The organism is Kitasatospora sp. NBC_00070, from assembly GCF_045041205.1.
Lineage (GTDB): Bacteria > Actinomycetota > Actinomycetes > Streptomycetales > Streptomycetaceae > Kitasatospora.
Window position 1 is genome coordinate 2,153,694 of the sequence record NZ_CP108247.1, and the last position, 21,710, is coordinate 2,175,403.

General features: G+C 71.9%; 22 protein-coding genes. 5 read left to right on the forward strand and 17 right to left on the reverse strand.

Annotation, left to right across the window (positions count from 1 at the left end; translation table 11 throughout):
• Positions 1-49: 49 nt before the first annotated feature.
• Both OHV05_RS09940 and OHV05_RS09945 read left to right on the forward strand, forming a co-directional pair.
• Positions 50-166 carry an HNH endonuclease gene (locus OHV05_RS09940; RefSeq protein WP_405021418.1) on the forward strand — a complete coding sequence of 39 codons (117 nt, stop codon included), beginning with the start codon at positions 50-52 and terminating at the stop codon, positions 164-166.
• Between the two features lie 136 nt (positions 167-302).
• Positions 303-674 carry a hypothetical protein gene (locus OHV05_RS09945; protein WP_405017355.1) on the forward strand — a complete coding sequence of 124 codons (372 nt, stop codon included), beginning with the start codon at positions 303-305 and terminating at the stop codon, positions 672-674.
• 560 nt (positions 675-1,234) lie between these two features.
• Here OHV05_RS09945 and era read toward each other — a convergent pair.
• The 13 genes from era to hrcA all read right to left on the reverse strand — a co-directional run bounded on the left by era (position 1,235) and on the right by hrcA (position 14,423).
• Positions 1,235-2,164, reverse strand: a complete 930-nt coding sequence (gene era, locus OHV05_RS09950) for a GTPase Era (protein ID WP_403033454.1) — start codon at positions 2,162-2,164, stop codon at positions 1,235-1,237.
• A gap of 36 nt (positions 2,165-2,200) precedes the next feature.
• Complete coding sequence (locus OHV05_RS09955; protein ID WP_403033457.1) at positions 2,201-2,353, reverse strand: hypothetical protein; 153 nt, start codon at positions 2,351-2,353, stop codon at positions 2,201-2,203.
• A 43-nt stretch (positions 2,354-2,396) separates the two neighbouring features.
• Positions 2,397-2,753, reverse strand: coding sequence for a cytidine deaminase (locus OHV05_RS09960; protein ID WP_405017356.1), 357 nt, complete (start codon positions 2,751-2,753; stop codon positions 2,397-2,399).
• Positions 2,754-2,788: 35 nt separating this feature from the next.
• The gene (locus OHV05_RS09965; RefSeq protein ID WP_405021419.1) at positions 2,789-3,301 is read right to left on the reverse strand and encodes a DUF4383 domain-containing protein; all 513 of its coding nucleotides are present in this window, start codon (positions 3,299-3,301) and stop codon (positions 2,789-2,791) included.
• 41 nt (positions 3,302-3,342) lie between these two features.
• Positions 3,343-4,674 (reverse strand): hemolysin family protein, encoded by a 1,332-nt coding sequence (locus tag OHV05_RS09970; RefSeq protein WP_405017357.1) that lies wholly within the window; start codon positions 4,672-4,674, stop codon positions 3,343-3,345.
• 13 nt (positions 4,675-4,687) lie between these two features.
• On the reverse strand, positions 4,688-5,182 hold the full coding sequence (gene ybeY, locus OHV05_RS09975) for an rRNA maturation RNase YbeY (protein ID WP_403033468.1): 495 nt from the start codon (positions 5,180-5,182) through the stop codon (positions 4,688-4,690).
• A gap of 14 nt (positions 5,183-5,196) precedes the next feature.
• On the reverse strand, positions 5,197-6,303 hold the full coding sequence (locus tag OHV05_RS09980) for a PhoH family protein (protein WP_405017358.1): 1,107 nt from the start codon (positions 6,301-6,303) through the stop codon (positions 5,197-5,199).
• A 168-nt stretch (positions 6,304-6,471) separates the two neighbouring features.
• A complete protein-coding gene (locus OHV05_RS09985) occupies positions 6,472-7,389 on the reverse strand; it encodes a ribonuclease Z (RefSeq protein WP_405017359.1) in 918 nt (305 codons plus the stop codon).
• Between the two features lie 4 nt (positions 7,390-7,393).
• Entirely contained in the window at positions 7,394-7,747 is a 354-nt protein-coding gene (locus OHV05_RS09990; protein WP_403033741.1) for a histidine triad nucleotide-binding protein, read from the reverse strand.
• A 102-nt stretch (positions 7,748-7,849) separates the two neighbouring features.
• The gene (locus tag OHV05_RS09995; RefSeq protein WP_405017360.1) at positions 7,850-11,041 is read right to left on the reverse strand and encodes a PDZ domain-containing protein; all 3,192 of its coding nucleotides are present in this window, start codon (positions 11,039-11,041) and stop codon (positions 7,850-7,852) included.
• A 364-nt stretch (positions 11,042-11,405) separates the two neighbouring features.
• Entirely contained in the window at positions 11,406-12,155 is a 750-nt protein-coding gene (locus tag OHV05_RS10000) for a 16S rRNA (uracil(1498)-N(3))-methyltransferase (RefSeq protein WP_405017361.1), read from the reverse strand.
• Between the two features lie 39 nt (positions 12,156-12,194).
• Positions 12,195-13,334 carry a molecular chaperone DnaJ gene (dnaJ, locus tag OHV05_RS10005; RefSeq protein WP_184919616.1) on the reverse strand — a complete coding sequence of 380 codons (1,140 nt, stop codon included), beginning with the start codon at positions 13,332-13,334 and terminating at the stop codon, positions 12,195-12,197.
• Positions 13,335-13,391: 57 nt separating this feature from the next.
• Positions 13,392-14,423, reverse strand: coding sequence for a heat-inducible transcriptional repressor HrcA (gene hrcA, locus OHV05_RS10010; protein WP_405017362.1), 1,032 nt, complete (start codon positions 14,421-14,423; stop codon positions 13,392-13,394).
• A gap of 222 nt (positions 14,424-14,645) precedes the next feature.
• On the opposite strand from hrcA, the gene htpX reads away from it, so the two are divergent.
• Both htpX and OHV05_RS10020 read left to right on the forward strand, forming a co-directional pair.
• A complete protein-coding gene (htpX, locus tag OHV05_RS10015) occupies positions 14,646-15,563 on the forward strand; it encodes a zinc metalloprotease HtpX (protein ID WP_405017363.1) in 918 nt (305 codons plus the stop codon).
• 9 nt (positions 15,564-15,572) lie between these two features.
• Positions 15,573-16,151 (forward strand): hypothetical protein, encoded by a 579-nt coding sequence (locus OHV05_RS10020; RefSeq protein WP_405017364.1) that lies wholly within the window; start codon positions 15,573-15,575, stop codon positions 16,149-16,151.
• 3 nt (positions 16,152-16,154) lie between these two features.
• On the opposite strand, the gene OHV05_RS10025 is transcribed toward OHV05_RS10020, so the two are convergent.
• On the reverse strand, positions 16,155-16,874 hold the full coding sequence (locus OHV05_RS10025; RefSeq protein ID WP_405017365.1) for a hypothetical protein: 720 nt from the start codon (positions 16,872-16,874) through the stop codon (positions 16,155-16,157).
• A gap of 127 nt (positions 16,875-17,001) precedes the next feature.
• On the opposite strand from OHV05_RS10025, the gene OHV05_RS10030 reads away from it, so the two are divergent.
• Positions 17,002-17,832: a DUF3097 domain-containing protein gene (locus tag OHV05_RS10030; RefSeq protein ID WP_405017366.1), complete on the forward strand. Its 831-nt coding sequence runs from the start codon at positions 17,002-17,004 to the stop codon at positions 17,830-17,832.
• Here OHV05_RS10030 and OHV05_RS10035 read toward each other — a convergent pair.
• From OHV05_RS10035 to OHV05_RS10045, 3 genes are read right to left on the reverse strand one after another with little or no spacing between them, the layout of a single operon-like run.
• Positions 17,820-18,320, reverse strand: a complete 501-nt coding sequence (locus OHV05_RS10035) for a Uma2 family endonuclease (RefSeq protein WP_405017367.1) — start codon at positions 18,318-18,320, stop codon at positions 17,820-17,822. The two genes, OHV05_RS10030 and OHV05_RS10035, sit on opposite strands and share 13 nt — an antisense overlap.
• Before the next feature lie 54 nt (positions 18,321-18,374).
• A complete protein-coding gene (gene hemW / locus OHV05_RS10040) occupies positions 18,375-19,604 on the reverse strand; it encodes a radical SAM family heme chaperone HemW (RefSeq protein ID WP_405017368.1) in 1,230 nt (409 codons plus the stop codon).
• Between the two features lie 51 nt (positions 19,605-19,655).
• Complete coding sequence (locus tag OHV05_RS10045; RefSeq protein WP_405017369.1) at positions 19,656-21,551, reverse strand: AMP-dependent synthetase/ligase; 1,896 nt, start codon at positions 21,549-21,551, stop codon at positions 19,656-19,658.
• Between the last annotated feature and the right edge of the window lie 159 nt (positions 21,552-21,710).

Below are 21,710 nucleotides of genomic sequence, written 5' to 3' on the forward strand. Positions count from 1 at the left end.
CTTCGCGTTCATCACCTCCGACCGCGTCGCCGTCCGGGGCACCAAGCACATCCAGCCCCTGTCGAAGGGCGGGACGGATACGGCGGACAACGTCCAGTCGCTGTGTAAAGGCTGCCATCGGGCGAAGACCCGGCGGGCCCTCGGGTACGAGGCCCCGCCGTTCTGACAGCACGATGCCCCGGTCCAGGTACCTGTCTGTGAATCTGTTCCGACAAGTTCGGCAATGCCTTTCTCACGGTAACCGCCGGGAGACAGCCCGCGTCCGAACATTCGGATTCCGAGAACAGGCCGTGAGGATTTTCGTGGATGACGAGAAGGGCCAGACCCGAGCTGTCCACGGCGTCGGGTGCCTCAGTTTGCCGCTGGCGGTACTCGGCGCGTGGGGCTCGGTTGCCGTCATCAGCCGCCGATGGGCGACGTGCACTGGAGGCGTTCACGCCATGGGCGATGCAATGAAGCTTCAAGTGCTGCTGCTCGGCTCCACTCTTCTCCTGCTGCTCGTGGGGGCAGGGCTCGCGATCTGGATGTACGGCTCCACCCGGTACCAGCCCCCGTTGAAGCGCTTCGGGCTGATGACGCTCGCCATGCTGACGGGAATCCTGCTGGTCAGCGCGCTCCTCGTGCTCGTCAACGGAAGCACCCCGCACGCGGGTGTGCCATGCAGGACCGGCTGACCGTCACCCCGACACGCCGGTAGTAGCCCGCCTCCGGCCACCCGGCCCCCACTGGAGCCGCCCCCTGCCCTGGTCCAACGGCCCACCTGGGCGGGTTGGCCACCGTTCGGTTCGCCGGCCGCATCGCCCGCACGGACACCGGTTTGACGCCTATGGATGACATCCGTCTGACGCCCATTCTGTCGCCGCGATGGCCCGGTCGGTGCCGGTACACCTGAACCCTGACCATCCGATGCACTTGCCTGAGGCGGGGAGTAACCCATGTCGGCACTGCTGGCGACGCCGGCAGATGGGTCCTGGGGGCTGCATCGGGAAGCAGCAGTGCCGCCGGAGCCCTGGCGAACCTTTCCCTGACAGCGCCAAAGAGCCCGCCCGGAGACGATCCCGGGCGGGCCTCAGCACTAGGCCATGGGCTCCTCGACGGTCCGTGACCCCTCACCTGACCTGTTGCTCTGACCGGAGCGCAGAACTGCGACGCCCACCAGCCGCGAACCGTCGCCGTTCCCCGAGCCCCTGACCGTAGACCTGCAAAAAGCTGAGCACCGCGCGAAGGCGCAGGCTCAGAAGCCCAGCTTGCGGAGCTGCTTGGGGTCGCGCTGCCAGTCCTTGGCGACCTTCACGTGGAGGTCGAGGAAGACCGGCGTCCCGAGCAGTGCCTCGATGTGCTTCCGGGCCGTCGTGCCGACGTACTTCAGGCGGGCGCCCTTCGCGCCGATGACGATCGCCTTCTGGCTCTGCCGCTCGATGTAGACGTTGGCGTGGATGTCGAGCAGCGGGCGGTCCGCCGGACGACCCTCGCGGGGGATCATCTCCTCGACCACGACCGCCAACGAGTGCGGCAGCTCGTCCCGGACGCCCTCCAGGGCGGCCTCCCGGATCAGCTCGGCGACCATCACCAGCTCCGGCTCGTCGGTCAGGTCGCCGTCGGGGTAGAGCGGCTGGCCCTCGGGGAGCAGCTTGGTGATCAGGTCACCGACCAGCTGGACCTGCTGGTCGCCGACCGCGGAGACCGGGATGATCTCGGCCCACTCGATGCCGAGCTCCTGGCCCATCTGCTGGACGGCGATGAGCTGTTCGGCCAGCTTCTTGGAGTCGACCAGGTCGGTCTTGGTGACGATGGCGACCTTGGGGGTCTTCCTGACCTCGGCGAGCTCCTTGGCGATGAACTTGTCGCCGGGGCCGAGCTTCTGGTCGGCGGGGAGGCAGAAGCCGATCACGTCGACCTCGGCCCAGGTGGAGCGGACCAGGTCGTTGAGGCGCTCACCGAGCAGCGTGCGCGGCTTGTGCAGACCGGGGGTGTCGACGAGGACGAGCTGCGAGTCGGGCCGGTGCACGATGCCGCGGACGGTGTGGCGGGTGGTCTGCGGACGGTCCGAGGTGATCGCGACCTTCGTCCCGACCAGAGCGTTGGTCAGGGTCGACTTGCCGGCGTTGGGACGGCCGACGAAGCACGCGAACCCGGAGCGGTACGGGGAGGAAGGGGCAGTCATGCCGACCATTCTCCCTGATCCACCGAGTGGGAACGGTCACCTGCCCTTCCGGCCGGTCAACGAGCCCAGCAGGACCAGCAGGAACAGCACCAGGGAGCCGATCAACCAGTACGGCGATCCGGTCTCCTTCCACCGTCCCAACCCCATCAGGCTCAGCAGAATCCCGGCGAAGAACGCGAGCGCACCCATGCCGGTCAGATTATCGACCGCCGAGCCCGACGGGGGCGGCAGCTCAGAAGCTGTGCCGCAGGGTCCCGTCCGGGCCGGCCAGGTGCACCGGCACCCCGGGGCCGCCGAGGTCCCGCACAGCGGCCAGGTCCGCCTCGGTGGCCGTCAGTGCCTCCGTCACCACGGCGGCCGCCTCCAGGCCCTTGGCGCCGCTGGCCACGGCCATCGCGACGGCCGTGCGCAGCGCGCTCAGCTCCAGCGAGGGCAGCGCCACGGTGCCCGCCACGTAGGTCCGTCCGGTCTCGTCCCGGACCGCCGCGCCCTCGGCCACGCCGTTCCGGGCGCGGGCCGAGCGGGCCAGCGTGATGATCTTCTTGTCCTCGGGGTCCAGCTCAGTCAGCTCACTCATGCCGCCGAGCATAGGCGCCCGCCCCACAGGCCCCGAGCCCGCCCGGCTCAGTGCCTGAGCACCACCGGCGGCCCCACCGGGCCGCGCAGGCCGGCCGCGTAGCGGGCGTGCCGCTCGCGCCAGTACGGGTTGTCGTGCGGGAGGTGGCGGCTGACCCGGCCGTACATGCCGAAGGTGGCGACCACCAGCCCGAAGCCGAAGCTGAAGATCACGTTGGTCATGCCGAAGGCGAGGAAGTTGGCGCCGGTCGAGATGATCGCCAGCCCGACGAAGCCGGCCAGCACGAAGACCGTGCCGACCACCATGTTGATCCAGGAGGCGACGTTCCCGCCGATCACCGCACCGGCCATCAGGACCAGGCCGACCAGCACCGACAGCAGACCGAGCAGTCCGTTGCTGCTCATCCCGGCCACCCGGTCCCCCTGGGTGTCCAGGAAGCCCGGGCGGCCGAGCAGGCCGAGGATGCCGAAGACCAGCAGGAACACCCCGCCGAGACCGGCACCGAAACGGTAGACCCGGGCCAGCCGGTGGTCCACCGGCAGTTCGTCCCTGAGCTTCAGCATCGCGGCCTCCAGGCGGCGCGGTCCCCCTGGAACCGACGCTACTCCTCGGGCTCGTCACCGTCCTCCGGCGCCGAGCCGGCCCGGACCGGGGCCACCAGCACGGTGCCGATCCGGTTCCGCCGGCCGGCCGCGCTCTCGGCGGTGAGCCGGATCGCGAGCAGGTCGGTGTGCGCGTCCTCGGGCACCGGCAGGTCGCAGGAGGAGCCGGGGATCGGCACCCGGCCGAGGTGCTTGGCGAGCAGACCGCCCACGGTCTCCACGTCCTCGTCCTCCAGCTGGAGGCCGAACAGGTCACCGAGGTCCTCCACCAGCAGCCGGGCGGTGATCCGGTACGAGCCGTCGCCGAGGTCCTCGACCGGCGGGAGCTCCCGGTCGTACTCGTCGGTGATCTCGCCGACGATCTCCTCCAGGATGTCCTCGATGGTGACCAGCCCGGCGGTGCCGCCGTACTCGTCGATCACGATCGCCACGTGCGAGCGCATCTGCTGCATCTCGCGCAGCAGGTCGGCGGCCGGCTTGGAGTCCGGGATGAAGACCGCCGGGCGGAGCACCGAGGAGACCGGCTCGGATTCGGCGTCCCGGTTGATGTGGGTGCGCCGGACCAGGTCCTTGAGGTAGACGATGCCCACCACGTCGTCCTCGTTGTCACCGACCACCGGGATCCGGGAGAAGCCGGAGCGCAGCGCCAGGGTGAGCGCCTGACGGACCGTCTTGTGGCGCTCGATCAGCACCAGGTCGGTACGCGGCACCATCACCTCGCGGACGATGGTGTCGCCGAGCTCGAAGACCGAGTGCACCATCCGGCGCTCCTCGTCCTCGATCAGGTCGTCCTTCTCCGCCAGGTCGACCAGCGCGCGCAGCTCGGCCTCGGAGGCGAACGGCCCCTCGCGGTACCCCTTGCCGGGGGTGAGCGCGTTGCCGAGCAGGATCAGCAGCCGCGGGATCGGGCCGAGCACCCGGGCCAGCGGCAGCAGCACGAAGGAGGCGGCGGTCACCGTGGTCAGCGGGTGCTGGCGGCCGATGGTGCGAGGCGAGACGCCGACCGCGACGAACGAGACCAGCACCATCACCCCGATCGCCAGCAGCACGGCCTCCCAGGTCTGGTGCAGGGTGCGCACGCAGACCACGGTGACCAGGACGGCCGCGGCCATCTCGCAGGCCACCCGGATCAGGGTGGCCAGGTTGAGGTAGCGGATCGGGTCGGACGCCAGGGTCAGCAGCCGGTCGGCCCCGCGCCGCCCGGCCCGGACGGCCTCCTCGGCGCGGAACCGGGAGATCCGGGAGATGCCGGCCTCGGCACAGGCGGCCAGCCAGCCGAAGCCGACCAGCAGGAGAGCTCCGATCAGGAAGCTCGTACTGTCACCACTCACAGACGGCCGGGCCTCAGTGGGTGGTCGGCGCCGGGGAGATCCCCGAGAGCCCGCGGCCGGCCCGCCAGTCGTCCAGGATCCGCTTCTGGAGGCCGAACATGACCTCCTTCTCCTCCGGCTCCTCGTGGTCGTACCCGAGGACGTGCAGCACTCCGTGGACGGTGAGCAGCTGGAGCTCGTCGTCCACGGAGTGCTGGGAGGGGGCTTCCTCGCCCTGCTTCTTGGCCACCTCGGGGCAGAGCACGATGTCGCCGAGCAGACCCTGCGGCAGCTCCTCGCCCTCCTTGCCCGGACGCAGCTCGTCCATCGGGAAGGACATCACGTCGGTCGGACCGGGCAGGTCCATCCACTGGATGTGCAGTTCTTCCATCTGGGCACTGTCCACCAGGATGACGGAGAGCTCCGCCTGCGGGTGGATCCGCATCTGGTCGAGGGCGTAGCGGGCGACGTCGAGGATTGACTCCTCGTCAACCTCCCAGTCGGACTCGTTCGCGATGTCGATCGACATGTCGGGGTCGGTACTCAGCTTTCGGTGCGATGGGACTGGCGGGGGGCACGGGCGCCCTTCCGCTGAACGGGCTTGCGGGGTGCGGCAGGTGCGTCGGTCTCCTGCAGGGCGTCCCAGCGCTCGTAGGCGTCGACGATCCGGCCGACCAGCTTGTGCCGGACCACGTCGGTGCTGGTGAGCACGGAGAAGTTGATGTCCGGGACGTCCATCAGGATCTCCTGGACCACCTTGAGCCCCGAGCGGGTGCCGTTCGGGAGGTCGATCTGGCTGGTGTCACCGGTCACCACGACGCGGGAGTTGAAGCCCAGCCGGGTGAGGAACATCTTCATCTGCTCGGGCGAGGTGTTCTGCGCCTCGTCCAGGATGATGAAGGCGTCGTTCAGGGTCCGGCCGCGCATGTACGCGAGCGGGGCGACCTCGATGGTGCCCGCGGCCATCAGCCGGGGGATCGAGTCCGGGTCCATCATGTCGTGCAGCGCGTCGTAGAGCGGACGCAGGTACGGGTCGATCTTCTCGTAGAGGGTGCCGGGCAGGAAGCCCAGCCGCTCCCCCGCCTCGACGGCCGGCCGGGTCAGGATGATCCGGTTGACCTCCTTGGCCTGCAGGGCCTGGACCGCCTTGGCCATCGCCAGGTAGGTCTTGCCGGTACCGGCGGGGCCGAGGCCGAAGACGATCGTGTGCTTGTCGATCGCGTCGACGTAGCGCTGCTGGTTGAGGGTCTTGGGGCGGATGGTCCGGCCCCGGTTGGACAGGATGTTCGCGGTGAAGACCTCGGAGGGTGCCGGGTCGTCCGGGTTGTCGGCGGCGCTCCTGAGCATGGCGATGGAGCGCTCCACGGCGTCCTCCGTCAGGGGTTGGCCGGTGCGCAGCACCAGCATCATCTCGTTGAAAAGCTGCTGGATCAGGGCCACCTCGGCCCGGGAGCCGGAGGCGGTCACGTCGTTGCCGCGGACGTGGATGTCGGCGGTCGGGAACCCCTCCTCGATCACCCGGAGCAGAGAGTCGGTCGCACCGAGCAGGGTGACCATCGGGTGCTTCGCCGGGATGGTGAACCTGGCGGTGGCGGCGTCCCCGTCGGGACGCGGCTGTCCATTGGTACGGGTCTGCGGTGTCTCAGTCATGGGTCGGCGCTGTGGCCTGCCTCATCCCATCCGTCTCGGGTGCCGCTCGGTCTCTCCGGGGTCACCAGGGTACGCCGCACCGTGGACCGTTGCGGTGGCGCGGCCCGCCGCCGGGGCGACGGAGTTCGATGGTCCGGGAGTTGTGCTCCGGACGCGAGTGCTTTTCACTCAGAGCCGTCCCGGCACCGGGACCCGGGCCAGGTCCTCGGCCACCACCAGCTCGCCGTCGAAGTACTTCCGGGCCTCGGCCAGGTGGCCGGTCAGGTCCGGGTAGCGCTGCGAGAAGTGGGTCAGCACCAGGGTGCGCACCCCCGCCTCGGCGGCGGCCCGGGCCGCCTGCCCCGCGGTCAGGTGGCCGTGGTCCTCGGCGAGCTGCGCCTCGGCCTCCAGGAAGGTCGCCTCGATCACCAGCAGGTCGGCGCCCTCGGCCAGTTCGCCGACACCGGGGCAGAGCCGGGTGTCCATCACGAAGGCGAACTTCTGGCCCCGGCGGACCTCGCTCACCTCGGCCAGCGTGACGGTCCGTCCGGCCAGCTCGATCCGGCCGTCCCGCTGGAGCTGCCCGACGGCCGGGCCGCGCAGCCCGAGCTCGGCCAGCCGCGCGGGCAGCAGCCGGGTCGAGTCGGGCTCGGTGAGCCGGTAGCCGAAGGAGTCCACCGGGTGCGAGAGCCGGACCGCCGACAGCTCGAACGGGGCGCCCGGCGCGGCCAGCGGGCCCGGCGCCCCGATCGGGTGCGGGCGCAGCTCGGCCGTCTCGTGGAAGGCGGTGGCCTGCCGGAGCCGGTCGAAGAAGACCTGGCCGCTGGCCGGGTAGTAGGCGTCCACCGGGTGCGGCACCCGGTCCAGGTTGATCCGCTGGATCACCCCCGCCAGGCCCAGCGAGTGGTCGCCGTGGAAGTGGGTGACCGCGATCCGGGTCAGCTGGGTGGCCGAGACCCCGGCGTGCAGCATCTGACGCTGCGTCCCCTCGCCGGGATCGAAGAGCAGGCCCTCGCCGTCCCAGCGGAGCAGGTAACCGTTGTGGTTCCGGTGCCGGGTGGGCACCTGGCTGGCGGTGCCGAGGACGACGAGTTCGCGCTGTGACACCGGATCAGACCAGGCCCTCGTGCAGCGTCTTCCCGCCGAGCAGGTGGACGTGCGCGTGGAAGACGGTCTGGCCCGCGCCGGCCCCGGTGTTGAAGATCAACCGGTAGTCGGTCAGCCCCTCCTCGCGGGCCACCTCGCCCGCCTCGGCGAGCAGTTCGCCCGCGATCGCCGGCTCGGCGGCGGCCAGCGCGGCCGCGTTCGGGTAGTGGGCGTGCGGGATCACCAGGACGTGGGTCGGCGCCTGCGGGTGGATGTCCCGGAAGGCCAGCGTGTGCTCGCTCTTCCGGACCACCGTCGCGGGGATCTCGCCCGCCACGATCTTGCAGAACAGGCAGTCGGACTGCGGCTCGCCGGCCATCTCGGTCTCCTTCACGGTGATCGTCACTACCTGCCGCAGCCTAACGGAGGCGGCCGGTCACGTACCGGCACGCGGTACGTTCCCGGCCGCCTCCCGACGGCGCTACAGCTCCGGGCCGGTCCTGGCCGGGGTCTCGGCCAGCGCGGCCAGCGCGATCCGGACGCCCTCGGCGAGCTGCGGGTCCTCGCCGTTGGCCCACTGGTGCGGGGCGATCACCACCTCGACGTCCGGGTCGATGCCGTGGTTCTCCACACCCCAGTCGTAACCCTCCAGCCAGAAGGCGTACTTGGGCTGGGTGACGCCGGTGCCGTCGACCAGGCTGTACTTGCCGTCGATGCCGACCACGCCGCCCCAGGTCCGGGTGCCGACCACCGGGCCGATCTTCAGGGCCTGGATGGCGGCGTTCACGATGTCGCCGTCCGAGCCCGCGAACTCGTCGGCCAGCGCGACCACCGGGCCGCGCGGGGCGTCCGCCGGGTACGGGGCGGCGCCGTCCAGGTCGCGGCCGAGGTCCCAGCCGACGATCTTCCGGCTGAGCTTCTCGATGATCAGCTGCGAGGTGTGGCCGCCGCGGTTCTCCCGGAGGTCGACCAGCACGCCCTCCTTGGCCATCTCGACCCGCAGGTCCCGGTGCAGCTGGGCCCAGCCGACGCTCTGCATGTCGGGGATGTGCAGGTAGCCGAGCCGGCCGGCCGACAGCTCCCGGACGGCGGCCCGGCGCCCGGCCACCCAGTCGTGGTAGCGCAGCGCCTCCTCGTCGGCCAGCGGCACCACCACCGGGTGGCGCTCCGCGCCGTCCTTGGCCGCCACGGTCAGCTCGACCGGCTGGCCGGCCGTGCCCGCGAGCAGCGGCGCGGGGCCGGTCACCGGGTCCACCGGGCGGCCGTTCACGGCCAGCACCGCGTCCCCGGCCCGGACCGCCGCACCGGGCGCGGCCAGCGGCGAGCGGGCCCGCGGGTCGGAGGACTCGCCGGGCAGCACCCGGGCCACCCGCCAGACCTCGCCGTCCCGCACCAGGTCGGCGCCGAGCAGGCCCTGCCGGCGGGCCGCCTCGGTGCCCCGCCCCGGCGGCATCACGTACGCGTGCGAGGTGCCCAGCTCGCCGACCGTCTCCCAGAGCACGTCCACCAGGTCGTCGTGGGTGCCCGCCCGCTCGACCAGCGGCCGGTACCTGGCCAGCGCGCCGGCCCAGTCGAAGCCGCCGAGGTCGGCCCGCCAGAAGTTGTCCCGCATCAGGCGACCGTTCTCGTCGAACATCTGCCGCCACTCGGCCGCCGGGTCCACGGTGGCCCTGATCCGCTCCAGGTCGACCGTCAGGTCGTCGTCGTCACCGGCCTTGTGGTCGGCCGGGACGATCCGCAGGCCGCCCTCGTCGAGGACCGCGATCCGGCTGCCGTCGCCGCTGACCCGGAAGTCGTCCAGCGCCTCGACCAGCTGCTCGGCCTTGAGCTTCTTGAAGTCGAAGCGCTCCAGCGCCGGGCGCGGGTGCTCGTCCTCCAGCGAGGCGGCGTTGTCGCCGAGCATGCCGAGCAGCGGGTGCCTGGTCCACAGCACGCCGTCCTTGGCCGCCCGCAGGCTGCCGAACTGCCCGCCCTCGACCGGGAACGGGATGATCCGGTCGGCGATCCCGTCCAGGTCCACCCGGGTCTCGGGGACGGTGGGCTCCTCCGCCGCCTCCTCGTCCTTCTTCTTCGGCTCCTCGTCCTCGCCGGTGAGCGAGCGGCCGGCCCGCTGCGGGCCGAACGGTGACGGGGTGTCGGCGGCCAGCGTGATCAGGAACGGCCGGGCGCCGGTCGGGAAGGACAGGTCGAAGACGTGCGCGTCGTAGACCGGGTCGAAGTTGCGCACCGACAGGAAGGCCAGGTGCTTGCCGTCCGCCGTGAAGACCGGCGAGTAGTCGATGAAGCGCTGCGGGGTGGCCTCGGCGACCGTACGGTCCGTCAGGTCGGCCAGCACGATCTGGCGCAGCGACTCCGCGCCCAGGGTCGGCTGGGACCAGGCCAGCCGCCGCGAGTCCGGCGAGAAGGCCAGTCCGGTGACCTCACCGTGGCCGCTCCTGGCCAGCTGGTGCAGGGTGCCGTCGGCCAGCGTGAGCAGCAGCACCCGGCCGTCGTGCGAGGCCAGCGCCAGCGTCCCGCCGTCCGGCGAGACGGCCAGGCCGAGCACCCGGCCGAGCTGCCCGGCCGCGAACCGCCGCCGCTCGGCGCCGAGCACGGCGGGGGCGTACTCCACCGCGTCGTCGCCCTCGGCGTCGGTGATCCAGACCACGCCCTGCTCGCCGTCCTGCCCCGGCACGATCCGGGCCAGCCGGTGCCGGACCCCGGGGGTCTCGGCCAGCACCCGGGCCGGGCCCTCCTTGTGGGTCAGCCAGTGCACGCTGCCGCGCACCACCACCGCGCTGGCCCGGCCGGTCCGGTCCGGCGACACGGTCTCCAGCTGCCCGGTGGCCGAGGTCGGCCGGGGCTGACGGCCCGTCCGGGGGCCCGCGAGCAGGATCTCCAGGCGACGCGGCTCGGCGTCCGCCAGGTCGTCCAGGATCCACAGGTCACCCGCGCTGTGCCAGACGATCCGGGTGCCGTCGGTGGTGGCGTTCCTGGCGTAGAACTCGCCGTCGCTGTGCCGCCGCAGGTCGGTGCCGTCCGGCAGGCTGGAGTACAGCTGCCCGACGCCCTCGTGGTCGGAGAGGAACGCGATCCGGCCACCGACCCAGAGCGGCGAGTCGATGTTGCCGTCCAGCCCGGCGTGCACCCGCTCGAACTCGTGCCCACCGATCCACAACTTGCCCGCCGTGCCGCCCCGGTAGCGCTTCCAGTACGCGGGCTCGGTGGTCAGCGGGGCCAGCAGCAGGGTGCGGTCGCCGTCCGGCTCCTGCGCCAGGCCGCCGATCGGCCCGTACGGCAGCCTGGTCGGCTCACCGCCGTCCAGCGGGATCGCGAACGCCCAGCTGCGGCGCGGGGTCGCCTGTCCGGCGCTGGACACCGCGACCGGGCGGCCGTCCTTGGTCCAGCCCCGCAGCCGGGTGCGCGGCGCACCCCAGTACGTCAGCCGGCGGGCCTGCCCGCCGTCGGTGGGCGCGACGTGGATCTCCGGCGCACCGTCCCGGGTCGAGGTCCAGGCGACGTGCCGGCCGTCCGGCGCGAACCTGGGGTGCCCGACCGGCACCTGATCGGCGGTCAGCCGCCAGGCCCGACCACCGTCCAGCGGCGCGAGCCAGATATCGTCCTCGGCGACGAAGGTCACCAGGTCGCCGTGCAGGTGGGGATGGCGCAGATACGCGCTCGCAGAGGTCGTCACTGCGTCACTCTATGCAGCCCGGGCCCTTCCGCACACGGGTTAGTTGCACTATCCCAGGGCCCGGGGCTGCACCTTTGGCAGACGCCCGGCGGTCGACTACCCAGGGGCTCGGGGGCTGCGCCTTTGGCAGGGCGTCCAGTTGCACTACCCAGGGGCTCGGGGAACTGCGAGGAGATCTGGCGTGCGGGTCACTGCGAAAGTCCTGACCACCTACGCGACGATCACCTGTTCCGAGGTCGGCGTCGCAGTTCCCCGAGCCCCTGGTGGTGCACCACGTGCGCCCGCGCGGCGGAGCCGCACAACAGCAGAGCCCCGAGCCCCTGGCTACCGCAGCATCTGCCAAAAGCAGAGCGCCTGCGGAAAGTCAGGCCCAGCGGCCGGTGCGGCCGAGGAGGAGGGCGCCTGCCGCCACGCCCGCCGTGGAGGTGCGGAGGACGGAGGGGCCGAGCCGGTACGGGGCGGCGCCGGCTTCGGCGAAGGTGGCGAGTTCGTCCGGGGAGACGCCGCCCTCGGGGCCGACGATCAGGACCAGGTCACCGCTCGCGGGGAGCACGGCGGTGGCGAGCGGGGCGGAGCCCTCCTCGTGCAGGACGGCGGCGAACGCCGCCGAGGCCAGCAGCGGGGCCAGCTGACGCGTCGTCATCGGCTCGCGGACCTCGGGGAACCGCAGCCGGCGGGACTGCTTGCCCGCCTCCCGGGCGGTGGCCCGCCACTTGGCGAGGGCCTTGGCGCCCCGGTCGCCCTTCCACTGGGTGATGCAGCGGGAGGCGGCCCAGGGGATCACCACGTCGACCCCGACCTCGGTCATGGTCTCCACCGCGAGCTCGCCGCGGTCGCCCTTCGGCAGGGCCTGGACCACCACGATCCGGGGGGCGGGCGCGGGCTCCTGACGGACGCTCAGCACGGTGACGTCCAGCGCGTCCTTGCCGTGCACGGCCGCCACGGTGCCCTCGACGCCGAGGCCGAGGCCGTCGGCGAGGGTGAGTGCCTCACCGGGCTCCAGACGCTTCACGGCGGCGGCATGCCGCCCCTCGGGGCCGTCCAGCCGGACCACCCCGCCGGGGGCGATCCCGGCGAGACGGTCGGTGTCCACGACGAACACGGGGGCGGTCATGCGCGTGCCTTACCTCGAAGCCTGGTACCTGGATCCGGCTCAGCGGCCGTTGAACGCGTCCTTCAGCCGGGAGAACAGACCCTGCTGGCCCGGTGCGAACGTCCCGGAAGGCCGCTCCTCGCCGCGCAGCACCGCGAGGCGGCGGAGCAGGTCCTCCTGCTCGGGGTCGAGCTTGGTGGGGGTCTGCACCTCGACATGCACTATCAGGTCGCCCCGGCCGCCGCCGCGCAGGTGCGTGATGCCCCGGCCGTGCAGCGGGATCGACTGGCCGGACTGGGTACCGGGCCTGATGTCGACCTCCTCCAGACCGTCCAGGGTCTGCAACGGCACCTGGGTGCCGAGCGAAGCGGCCGTCATCGGGATGGTGACCGTGCAGTGCAGGTCGTCCCCGCGCCGCTGGAAGGTCGGGTGGCTGGTCTCGGCGATCTCGACGTACAGGTCGCCGGCGGGGCCGCCGCCGGGGCCGACCTCGCCCTCGCCCGCGAGCTGGATCCGGGTGCCGTTGTCGACACCGGCCGGGATCTTCACCGTCAGGGTGCGACGGGCCCGGACCCGGCCGTCGCCCGCGCACTCGGGGCACGGGGTCGGGACCACGGTGCCGAAGCCCTGGCACTGCGGGCACGGCCGCGAGGTCATGACCTGGCCCAGGAAGGACCGGGTGACCTGGGAGACCTCGCCCTTGCCGCGACACATGTCACAGGTCTGCGCCGAGGTGCCGGGGGCCGCGCCCTCGCCCGAGCAGGTGGTGCAGGTGACGGCGGTGTCCACCTGGAGTTCCTTGGTGGTGCCGAACGCGGCCTCCTCCAGGGTGATCTCCAGCCGGATCATCGCGTCCTGGCCGCGCCGGGTGCGCGAGCGCGGCCCGCGCTGACCCGAGGCCGCGCCGAAGAACGCGTCCATGATGTCGGAGAAGCCGAAGCCCGCCGCGCCCGCGCCGAAGCCGCCCGCGCCGCCGCCGTTGGGCGACAGCGGGTCGCCGCCGAGGTCGTAGACCTGGCGCTTGGCCGGGTCGGACAACACCTCGTAGGCGGCGTTGATCTCCTTGAACCGCTCCTGCGTCTTGGGGTCCGGGTTGACGTCCGGGTGCAGTTCGCGGGCAAGGCGCCGGAACGCCTTCTTGATCTCGTCCTGCCCCGCATCCCGTCGGACGCCGAGTACCGCGTAGTAGTCCGTGGCCACCAAATGCTCCGCTTGTTCCGCCTCTAGAAGTGCTGCGACTGGTCTGACAGTGCTCTGTTAGGACTCGGCCAGGATCTGACCCACGTACCGTGCCACCGCTCGCACCGCCCCCATTGTGCCCGGGTAGTCCATCCGGGTCGGTCCGATCACGCCCAGCTTCGCGACACTCTGATCGCCCGAACCGTAGCCGACCGAGACCACGGAGGTGGAATTGAGCCCCTCGTAGGCGTTCTCGTGGCCGATCCGGACCGTCATCCCCGCGTCCGCCGTCTCACCCAGGAGACGGAGCAGGACGACCTGCTCCTCCAGGGCCTCCAGCACCGGCTGGATGGTGAGCGGGAAGTCGTGGCCGAAGCGGGTCAGGTTGGCCGTACCGGCCAGCATGATCCGCTCCTCGTTCTGCTCGGCCAGCGTCTCGAAGAGGGTGGCCAGCACGGTGGTGACGGCGGGCCGGTCGGCGGGCTCGAAAGCCGCCGGCAGGTCCTCCAGCAGCCCGGGCACCTCGGGCAGCGGCCGGCCGACCGCCTGGGTGTTGAGCTTGGCCCGCAGGTCGGCCAGCACCGTCTCACCGACCGCCCCGGGGCAGTCGACCATCCGCTGCTCGACCCGGCCGGTGTTGGTGATCAGGACCAGCATCACCTTGGCCGGGGCCAGTGCCACCAGCTCGACGTGACGCACCGTCGAGCGGGACAGCGAGGGGTACTGGACCACCGCGACCTGCCGGGTCAGCTGCGCGAGCAGCCGGACCGTACGGGCCACCGTGTCGTCCAGGTCCACCGCGCCGTCCAGGAAGTGCCGGATCGCCCGGCGCTCGGGGGCGGTCATCGGCTTGACCTCGGCCAGCCGGTCGACGAACAGCCGGTACCCCTTGTCGGTGGGGATCCGGCCGGCGCTGGTGTGCGGCTGGTGGATGTAGCCGTCCTCCTCCAGGGCCGCCATGTCGTTGCGCACGGTGGCCGGGGAGACGCCGAGGTTGTGCCGCTCGACCAGGGCCTTGGAGCCGACCGGCTCCTCGGTGCCGACGTAGTCCTGGACGATCGCGCGCAGCACCGCGAGCTTGCGGTCGTCCAACGGCCGCTCGCTGTACATGGCCACGCACCTCCGTCTTCGCTTCCGTCCCGAACCTGACCCGTCCCCTGGCACTCAGCTGGGCAGAGTGCCAGGACAGTACCTGCCAGTGTAAGGCCCGACCCCGGCGGCAGGAACGGCACCGCCTGGTGATCCTTCTCCCTGTCCCACCCGCGCCACCCGTCGAATGCTCCCGGCAAGTGGCAGCATCGAAAGCGACAGATCCGGACATAAGGAGCAGCCATGTCGTCAGGTCAGCACTCCCGCTTCGCACCCGACCGCGGGCTGACCGGTCGGATGGTCACCACGATGTTCCTGATCGGACTGCTCTACGTCGGCTTCACCGGGCTGCTGATAGTGCTGCTCCGGGGGGCCTGGCCGCTGATCGTGCTGATCTCCGGCGGACTGTTCGTGGCCCAGTTCTGGTTCAGCGACCGGATCACCCAGCGGGCGATGGGCGCCCGCGAGGTGACGCCCGAGGAGTACCCGCAACTGCACGGCACCATCGACCGGTTGTGCGCGCTGGCCGACATGCCCAAGCCCCGGGTCGCGGTGACCGACACCGACATGCCGAACGCCTTCGCCACCGGCCGCAACCCCGAGCGCGCCGTGGTCTGCGTCACCACCGGACTGCTCCGGCGGCTGGAGCCGGAGGAGCTGGAGGGCGTGCTCGCGCACGAGCTCTCGCACGTGGCGCACCGGGACGTGGCGGTGATGACCATCGCCGGCTTCCTCGGCGTGCTGGCCGGGGTGATCACCCGAATCGCGCTGTACGGCGGCCTGATGAACGGGCGCGGCCGCAGCAACGACAGCAACGCCGCGCTGGCGATGATCCTGGTCCCGCTGGTCAGCATGGTGGTCTACGCGGCCGGCTTCCTGCTCACCCGGCTGCTGTCCCGCTACCGCGAGCTGGCCGCCGACCGGGCCGCCGCGCAGCTCACCGGGCGGCCCAGCGCGCTGGCCTCCGCGCTGACCAAGGTGACCGGCCAGATCGCCGCCATCCCGAGCGAGGACCTGCGTCGGGCACAGCCGTACAACGCCTTCTACTTCGCCCCGGCGCTGAGCGCCCGGGAGGCCGCGAGCCAACTGATGTCCACCCACCCGTCGCTGGAGCAGCGACTGGAGCAGCTCGGCCGGATCTCCGCCGAGCTCGGCCGCTGAGGAGGCACCGTGGGATTCCTGGACGCGCTCTTCGGCCGCAGCAAGCCGGTCCGGCCCGACCTCGACCAGCTCTTCGGGGTGCCTTCCGCCGCCCTCACCCTGGAGGCCGCCGCCGGCTTCCGCCCCACCGGCTTCGGCTCGGTCTGCTTCGCCGCCGTCGAGGGCGCCGCCTTCACCGAGGTGGCCGGCCAGATCCGCGCCCTGCTGGACGCCGACACCGAACGCGGCGGCGTCCCGGTCGAGGTCTCGCAGGACTCGTACGGCTACTCCTGGCTGCTCGCCCGGCACACCCCCGAGGAGCTGCCCGACCTGGTCAACGACCTGCACGCGGTCAACAGCGAGCTGGAGGCGAACGGCTTCGGCCCCCAGCTGCTCTGCTCCATCGTCGGCTTCCGCAACGCGGCCGACCGCCCGCTCGGCCTGGTCTACCTGTACAAGCGCGGCACCTTCTACCCGTTCGCCCCGCTGCCGGGCGAGAAGCGCGACAACCCGCTGGAGCTCCAGGTCAAGGCGATGCTCGGGAACGACCTGCGGGTGGAGCAGGACCTCACCCGCTGGTTCCCGGTCTGGGGCGCGCCGGGGCTGTAGGGATCAGCCCGCCGCGGCCGCGCGGTAGGCCGCCACGGCCGGGGCGAGCACGGTCTCCACACCGGACGACGGCTTCTGCGCGACCGTCTTCTGCACCATCAGGATCACGTCGCCCTCACGCACGAAGCCGGTCTCGGTGACGTACGGCACCGGATCGCCGGGGTAGGCCGAGGTCACCCGGAGCAGCAGGCCGTCATCGGCCGGCACCCCCGGCCGCACCACGGACACGGTCTCCTGGACCTCGGTGCCGCCCGCCAGTGTGGTGGGGTAGGAGGCACACCGCTGCGCGGCGGCCCGGACGGCGGCCATCACCTCGGCCGCCCGGCCGGGCGGGTAGCGGTCGAGCGACTCCTGCCCGAACCAGCCGTCGTCGTCGGCGCCGTCGGCGGGCACCTGCTGCATGGCGACCGCGACGTCCTCCACCGGAGGAGCGTGCACCGTCATGAAGGACTGCACCCCGAGGTCGGCGCACGGCATCCGGTCGAGGGAGACGGCGGAGGCGGGCTGGTGCGGGGCCCCGGTCGTGGTCGAGTTCACCGCCGCCGACAACAGCTCGAAGCCCTGCGGAAGCTGGCGCCCGGTCAGCAGCCCGTCCCGCAGCCGGTCCTGTAGCGGCACCCGGGCGGACGCCGTCGGCCCCGGCGGATGGGCGGCCGACGAGCAGGCCGGGACGGCCAGGACCACCAGAGCGGCGGTGGCCACCACCGCAGGACGTGCACGCACTGGTTCCCCCAACGAATCCGAAGTCGCCCGCACTCTTTCACAGGGCCGTCCCGGGTCGGCCGGCAGGCCGGCGACCCGTCTCCCCCGGTCCGGATGACGGTGGGTCAGCTCTCGTAGGATCGGTGCCATGCGCAGCAGGGAGTACGGCCCGGACCTCACCCCGCCGTGGAAGCGGCAGCAGCCCGCCCCTGAGGTGGCGGCCGAGCGGGATCTGGTGGTGGAGGAGGCGGCCACCGGGTTCTGCGGGGCGGTGGTGCGCTGCGAGCGGACGGCGGAGGGGTTCACCGTCACGCTGGAGGACCGGTTCGGCAAGCACCGGGTGTTCCCGCTGGTGCCGCGCGGCTTCCTGCTGGAGGGTCAGGTGGTCACCCTGGTCCGGCCGGTGGCGGCCGCCGCTCCGGCCCGGCCGAAGGTGACCGCCTCCGGGTCGGTCGCGGTGCCCGGCGCCCGGGCCCGGGTGGCCCGCGAGTCCCGGATCTACGTCGAGGGGCGGCACGACGCCGAGCTGGTCGAGCGGGTCTGGGGTGACGACCTGCGGATCGAGGGCGTGGTGGTCGAGTACCTGGAGGGCATCGACGACCTGCCGGCCATCGTCGCCGAGTTCGGCCCGGGCCCCGGCCGCCGACTGGGCGTGCTGGTCGACCACCTGCTGCCCGGCACCAAGGAGCACCGGATCGCCCAGCAGGTGACCGGCGCCGAGGTGCTGATCGTCGGTCACCCCTACATCGACGTCTGGGCGGCCGTGAAGCCGGGCAGCGTCGGCATCCCCGGCTGGCCCAAGGTCCCGCGCGGCGAGGAGTGGAAGCTCGGCGTCTGCCGCCGCCTCGGCTGGCCGGAGGACACCCCGGCCGCCTGGAAGCGCATCCTCGCCTCGGTGAACTCCTACCGCGACCTCGACCCGGCCCTGCTGGGCCGGGTCGAGGAGCTGATCGACTTCGTCACGGATCAGTCCGCGTAGCCCTGGAAGTCCGTGGTCTCCAGGGTCAGCCCGAGCACGTGGACCGGAATCGGATCCCCGAACCGGCTGGTCCGCTTGGCCCGGTAGTCCGGCAACCGGGAGAGCACCCGGTCGTCACTCGGCTCGGCGAGCAGTACGCAGACCCCTTCGACCGGGTCGACGATCAGATAGGCCGGGATCCCGCCCTCGGCGTACATCTGACGCTTCGTCCGGTGGTCACGGTCGCCGCTGGTCCTGGACACCACCTCGACCACCATGGTCGCCACCGATGACGGGATCAGGCGGCCGGGCATCGAGAGGTCCTGGGTCTGCAGCCGGTGCCAGTGGGCGCGGGGAATCTGGTCCCGGATCGCCTCGACAGTGACGTTGTGGACCTTGTCCGGACCGGCCGTCATCACGATTTCGCCCCTGATGAGCTCGGCCCTGTACCCCTCCGGAACCTCCAGGTTCTCGAAGACGGTCAGCACCCGGTCATCCACAGCTGTCATCACAGGCTCCCTCGGACGGCGGTCACCAAGGTACCGAGAACCCCGCTGCCCCGTTCAGTCCACCAGGTCGCGGACCACGCCGTCGGCCAGCAGCCGCCCGCGCAGCGTCAGCGCCGCCCGCCCGTCGGCGTACGCGTCGGCGTCCAGCAGGCCGTCGGCCAGCGCCCGTTCGGCGGCGGCCAGGCCGTCGGCGGCCAGCAGGTCCAACGGGCAGCCCTCGCGCAGGCGGAGCTCCAACAGGATGCGTTCGACCCGGCGGTCCTCCGCCGGGAGCACCTCCCGGCCCTGGCCCGGGGTGCGACCCTCGGCCAGCGCCTGGGCGTACGCGGCGGGGTGCTTGGCGTTCCACCAGCGGACGCCGCCGACGTGGCTGTGGGCGCCGGGGCCCGCGCCCCACCAGTCGGCGCCGGTCCAGTAGAGCTCGTTGTGGCGGCAGCGGCCGGCCTCGGAGGTGGCCCAGTTGGAGACCTCGTACCAGGAGAAACCGGCGGCGGAGAGCGCCTGCTCGGCGATCAGGTAGCGGTCGGCGTGCACGTCGTCGTCGATCATCGGCAGTTCGCCGCGCTTGACCCGGGCGGCCAGCTTGGTGCCGTCCTCGACGATCAGCGAGTAGGCCGAGACGTGGTCGGGCCCGGCGCCGATCGCGGCGTCCAGCGAGGCCCGCCAGTCGTCGTCGGACTCCCCGGGGGTGCCGTAGATCAGGTCCAGGTTGACGTGCTCGAAGCCCTCCGCCCGGGCCTCGGCGACGCACGCCTCCGGGCGGCCGGGGGTGTGGTGCCGGTCCAGCAGCTGCAGCACGTGCGGCTTGGCGCTCTGCATCCCGAACGAGAGCCGGTTGAAGCCGCCCGCGCGCAGCTCGGCCAGGTAGGCCGGGTCGACCGACTCCGGGTTGGCCTCGGTGGACACCTCGGCGCCGGGGGCCAGGCCGAACTCGTCCCGGATCGCGGCCAGCGCCTTCACCAGGTCGGCGGCGGGCAGCAGGGTCGGGGTGCCACCGCCGAGGAAGACCGTCTCGACCGGCAGGTCGACGTCCCCGAGCACCCGGCGGGCCAGCCGGATCTCGGCCACCAGGTTGTCGGCGTAGGTCTCCTGCGAGGCCACCGCACCGGAGGAGCGCAGCTCGGTCGCGGTGTAGGTGTTGAAGTCGCAGTAGCCGCAGCGGCTGGCGCAGTACGGCACGTGCAGGTAGAAACCGAACGGCCGCCCGCCCAGCCCGTCGAGGGCGGAGGCGGGCAGCGAACCGTCGGACGGCAGCGGTTCACCGTCGGGGAGTGCGGAGGGCATGCACCCATTGTCCGGTACGGCCCGGGTGGACCGTACCGGACAGGACAGCGGTCAGGCCTCGACGGTGCCCGCGTACATCTCGGTGACCGCGTCGGCGTAGGTCCGCTCGACCACCGGGCGCTTGATCTTCAGGCTCGGGGTCAGCTCGCCGTGCTCGATGTCCAGGTCGCGCGGGAGCAGGCTGAACTTCTTGATGGTCTGCCAACGCTGCAGCTCGCCGTTGAGGCGCTGCACGAAGCCGTCGATCAGCTGGTTCACCTCCGGGGAGGCCACCACCTCGGCGTACGACTTGCCCGCCAGGCCGTGCTCGGCGGCCCACGGCATGATCACCGCTTCGTCCAGGCCGATCAGCGCGGTGCAGAAGTTCCGGCCGTTGCCGATCACCAGGATGTTGCTGACGAACGGGCAGACCGCCTTGAACTTGCCCTCCACCTCGCTGGGCGCGACGTACTTGCCGCCCGAGGTCTTGAACATGTCCTTCTTGCGGTCGGTGATCCGCAGGAAGCCGCCGTCCAGCTCGCCGATGTCGCCGGTGTGGAACCAGCCGTCGGCCTCCAGCACCTCCCCGGTCTGCTCGGGCAGGTTGTGGTAGCCGCGCATCACGCCGGGGCCCTTGAGCAGGATCTCGCCGTCCTCGGCGATCCGGACCTCGGTGCCGGGCAGCGGCTGCCCGACGGTGCCGACCCGGAAGTCCTCCTCGCGGTTGACCGTGGAGCCCGCGCTGGTCTCGGTCAGACCGTAGCCCTCGAGCACCGGCACGCCCGCACCGGCGAAGAAGTAGCCGATCTCGGGGGCCAGCGCCGCGCTGCCGGAGACCGCGCCGCGCATCCGGCCGCCGAAGGCCGCCCGGATCTTCGCGTAGACCAGCTTGTCGGCGATCGTGTGCTGGAGGGTCAGACCGAGCGGGGCGGTGTTCTGCCCGGTGGCGATCCGGTTGGCCTGGGTGGTCCGGGCGTAGTCCCGGGCGACCCTGGCGGCCCAGAGGAAGATCTTGTACTTGGCGCCGCCCTGGGCCCGGGCCTTGCCGGCGATGCCGTTGTAGACCTTCTCGAAGATCCGGGGGGCGCTGGCCATCATGGTCGGCCGGATCACCGGGAGGTTGTGGATGATCCGGTCCACCCGGCCGTCCACCGCCATCACGTGGCCGGTGGCGATCTGACCCGAGATCAGGGTCTTGCCGAACACGTGCGACAGCGGCAGCCACATGAACTGCACGTCGTCCGCCCGGAGCAGACCGCTCTCCTGCTGGGCCAAGCCCTCGTACGCCCAGCAGTCGTGCACCAGGCGAACGCCCTTGGGGCGGCCGGTGGTGCCCGAGGTGTATATCAGGGTGGCCAGCTGCTCGCGGTCCAGTGCCTCGACGGCCTTGGACACCGCGTCCGGGTGCTCGGCCAGGTGGGCCTTGCCGCGCTGCTCCAGCTCGTCCAGGGTGAGGACGTCCAGGCCGCCGGTCTCCAGCTCGCCCGCCGGGGCGTCGAACAGGATCACGGTGCGCAGCTCGGGCAGCTCGGCGCGACGGGAGACCACCTTGGCGAGCTGGGTGGCGTTCTCCGCGAACATCGCGCGGCTGGCCGAGTTCGCCAGGATGAAGGCGGTCTCCTCGGCGTTGGTGCTCGGGTAGACCGTGGTGGTCGCCGCACCGGCGCACATGTTGCCGAGGTCGGCGACGATCCAGTCGATCCGGGTGGACGAGGAGAGGGCGACCCGGTCCTCGGGGCCGATGCCGAGCGACATCAGACCGGCCGCCACCGCCGTGACCCGCTCCGCGGTCTGCGCCCAGGTCAGCGAGCGCCACTGCTCGGCGCCGGGGGCGCCGTCCGCCGCGTGCTCGTCCACGGGGACGGGGAACCGGTAGGCCTCACCGTTCGGGGTGGCCTCGACGCGACTGAGGAAGAGGTGGGCCACCGAGGGCGGACGCCGGTCGATCGTGGACTGCGCGGAACTCAACGAGGACCTCCGGGGGGCGCGGGTGGCCGAGGGTGTGGAGCACGGTGGCGTGGGGGCCTGCCGACCGGCTGTTGGTTAACCAGCGAGTAACAAGCTGGCAATCAGCAGCCTAGGGGCTCGGCGGCCGATCCGTAAGGGGGTGAAGGGAGCTGGCACCCT

Bases quoted from the DNA above. Each gene is read 5' to 3' on its own strand.
- OHV05_RS09990 (WP_403033741.1), bottom strand. From the start codon at position 7,747: ATGGCCGGCGAGCCGCAGTCCGACTGCCTGTTCTGCAAGATCGTGGCG.
- ybeY (WP_403033468.1), bottom strand. From the start codon at position 5,182: ATGTCGATCGACATCGCGAACGAGTCCGACTGGGAGGTTGACGAGGAG.
- htpX (WP_405017363.1), top strand. From the start codon at position 14,646: ATGTCGTCAGGTCAGCACTCCCGCTTCGCACCCGACCGCGGGCTGACC.
- OHV05_RS10035 (WP_405017367.1), bottom strand. From the start codon at position 18,320: ATGACAGCTGTGGATGACCGGGTGCTGACCGTCTTCGAGAACCTGGAG.
- OHV05_RS10000 (WP_405017361.1), bottom strand. From the start codon at position 12,155: ATGACCGCCCCCGTGTTCGTCGTGGACACCGACCGTCTCGCCGGGATC.
- OHV05_RS09955 (WP_403033457.1), bottom strand. From the start codon at position 2,353: ATGGGTGCGCTCGCGTTCTTCGCCGGGATTCTGCTGAGCCTGATGGGG.
- OHV05_RS10030 (WP_405017366.1), top strand. From the start codon at position 17,002: ATGCGCAGCAGGGAGTACGGCCCGGACCTCACCCCGCCGTGGAAGCGG.
- OHV05_RS09960 (WP_405017356.1), bottom strand. From the start codon at position 2,753: ATGCTCGGCGGCATGAGTGAGCTGACTGAGCTGGACCCCGAGGACAAG.
- hemW (WP_405017368.1), bottom strand. From the start codon at position 19,604: ATGCCCTCCGCACTCCCCGACGGTGAACCGCTGCCGTCCGACGGTTCG.
- hrcA (WP_405017362.1), bottom strand. From the start codon at position 14,423: ATGTACAGCGAGCGGCCGTTGGACGACCGCAAGCTCGCGGTGCTGCGC.
- OHV05_RS09980 (WP_405017358.1), bottom strand. From the start codon at position 6,303: ATGACTGAGACACCGCAGACCCGTACCAATGGACAGCCGCGTCCCGAC.
- era (WP_403033454.1), bottom strand. From the start codon at position 2,164: ATGACTGCCCCTTCCTCCCCGTACCGCTCCGGGTTCGCGTGCTTCGTC.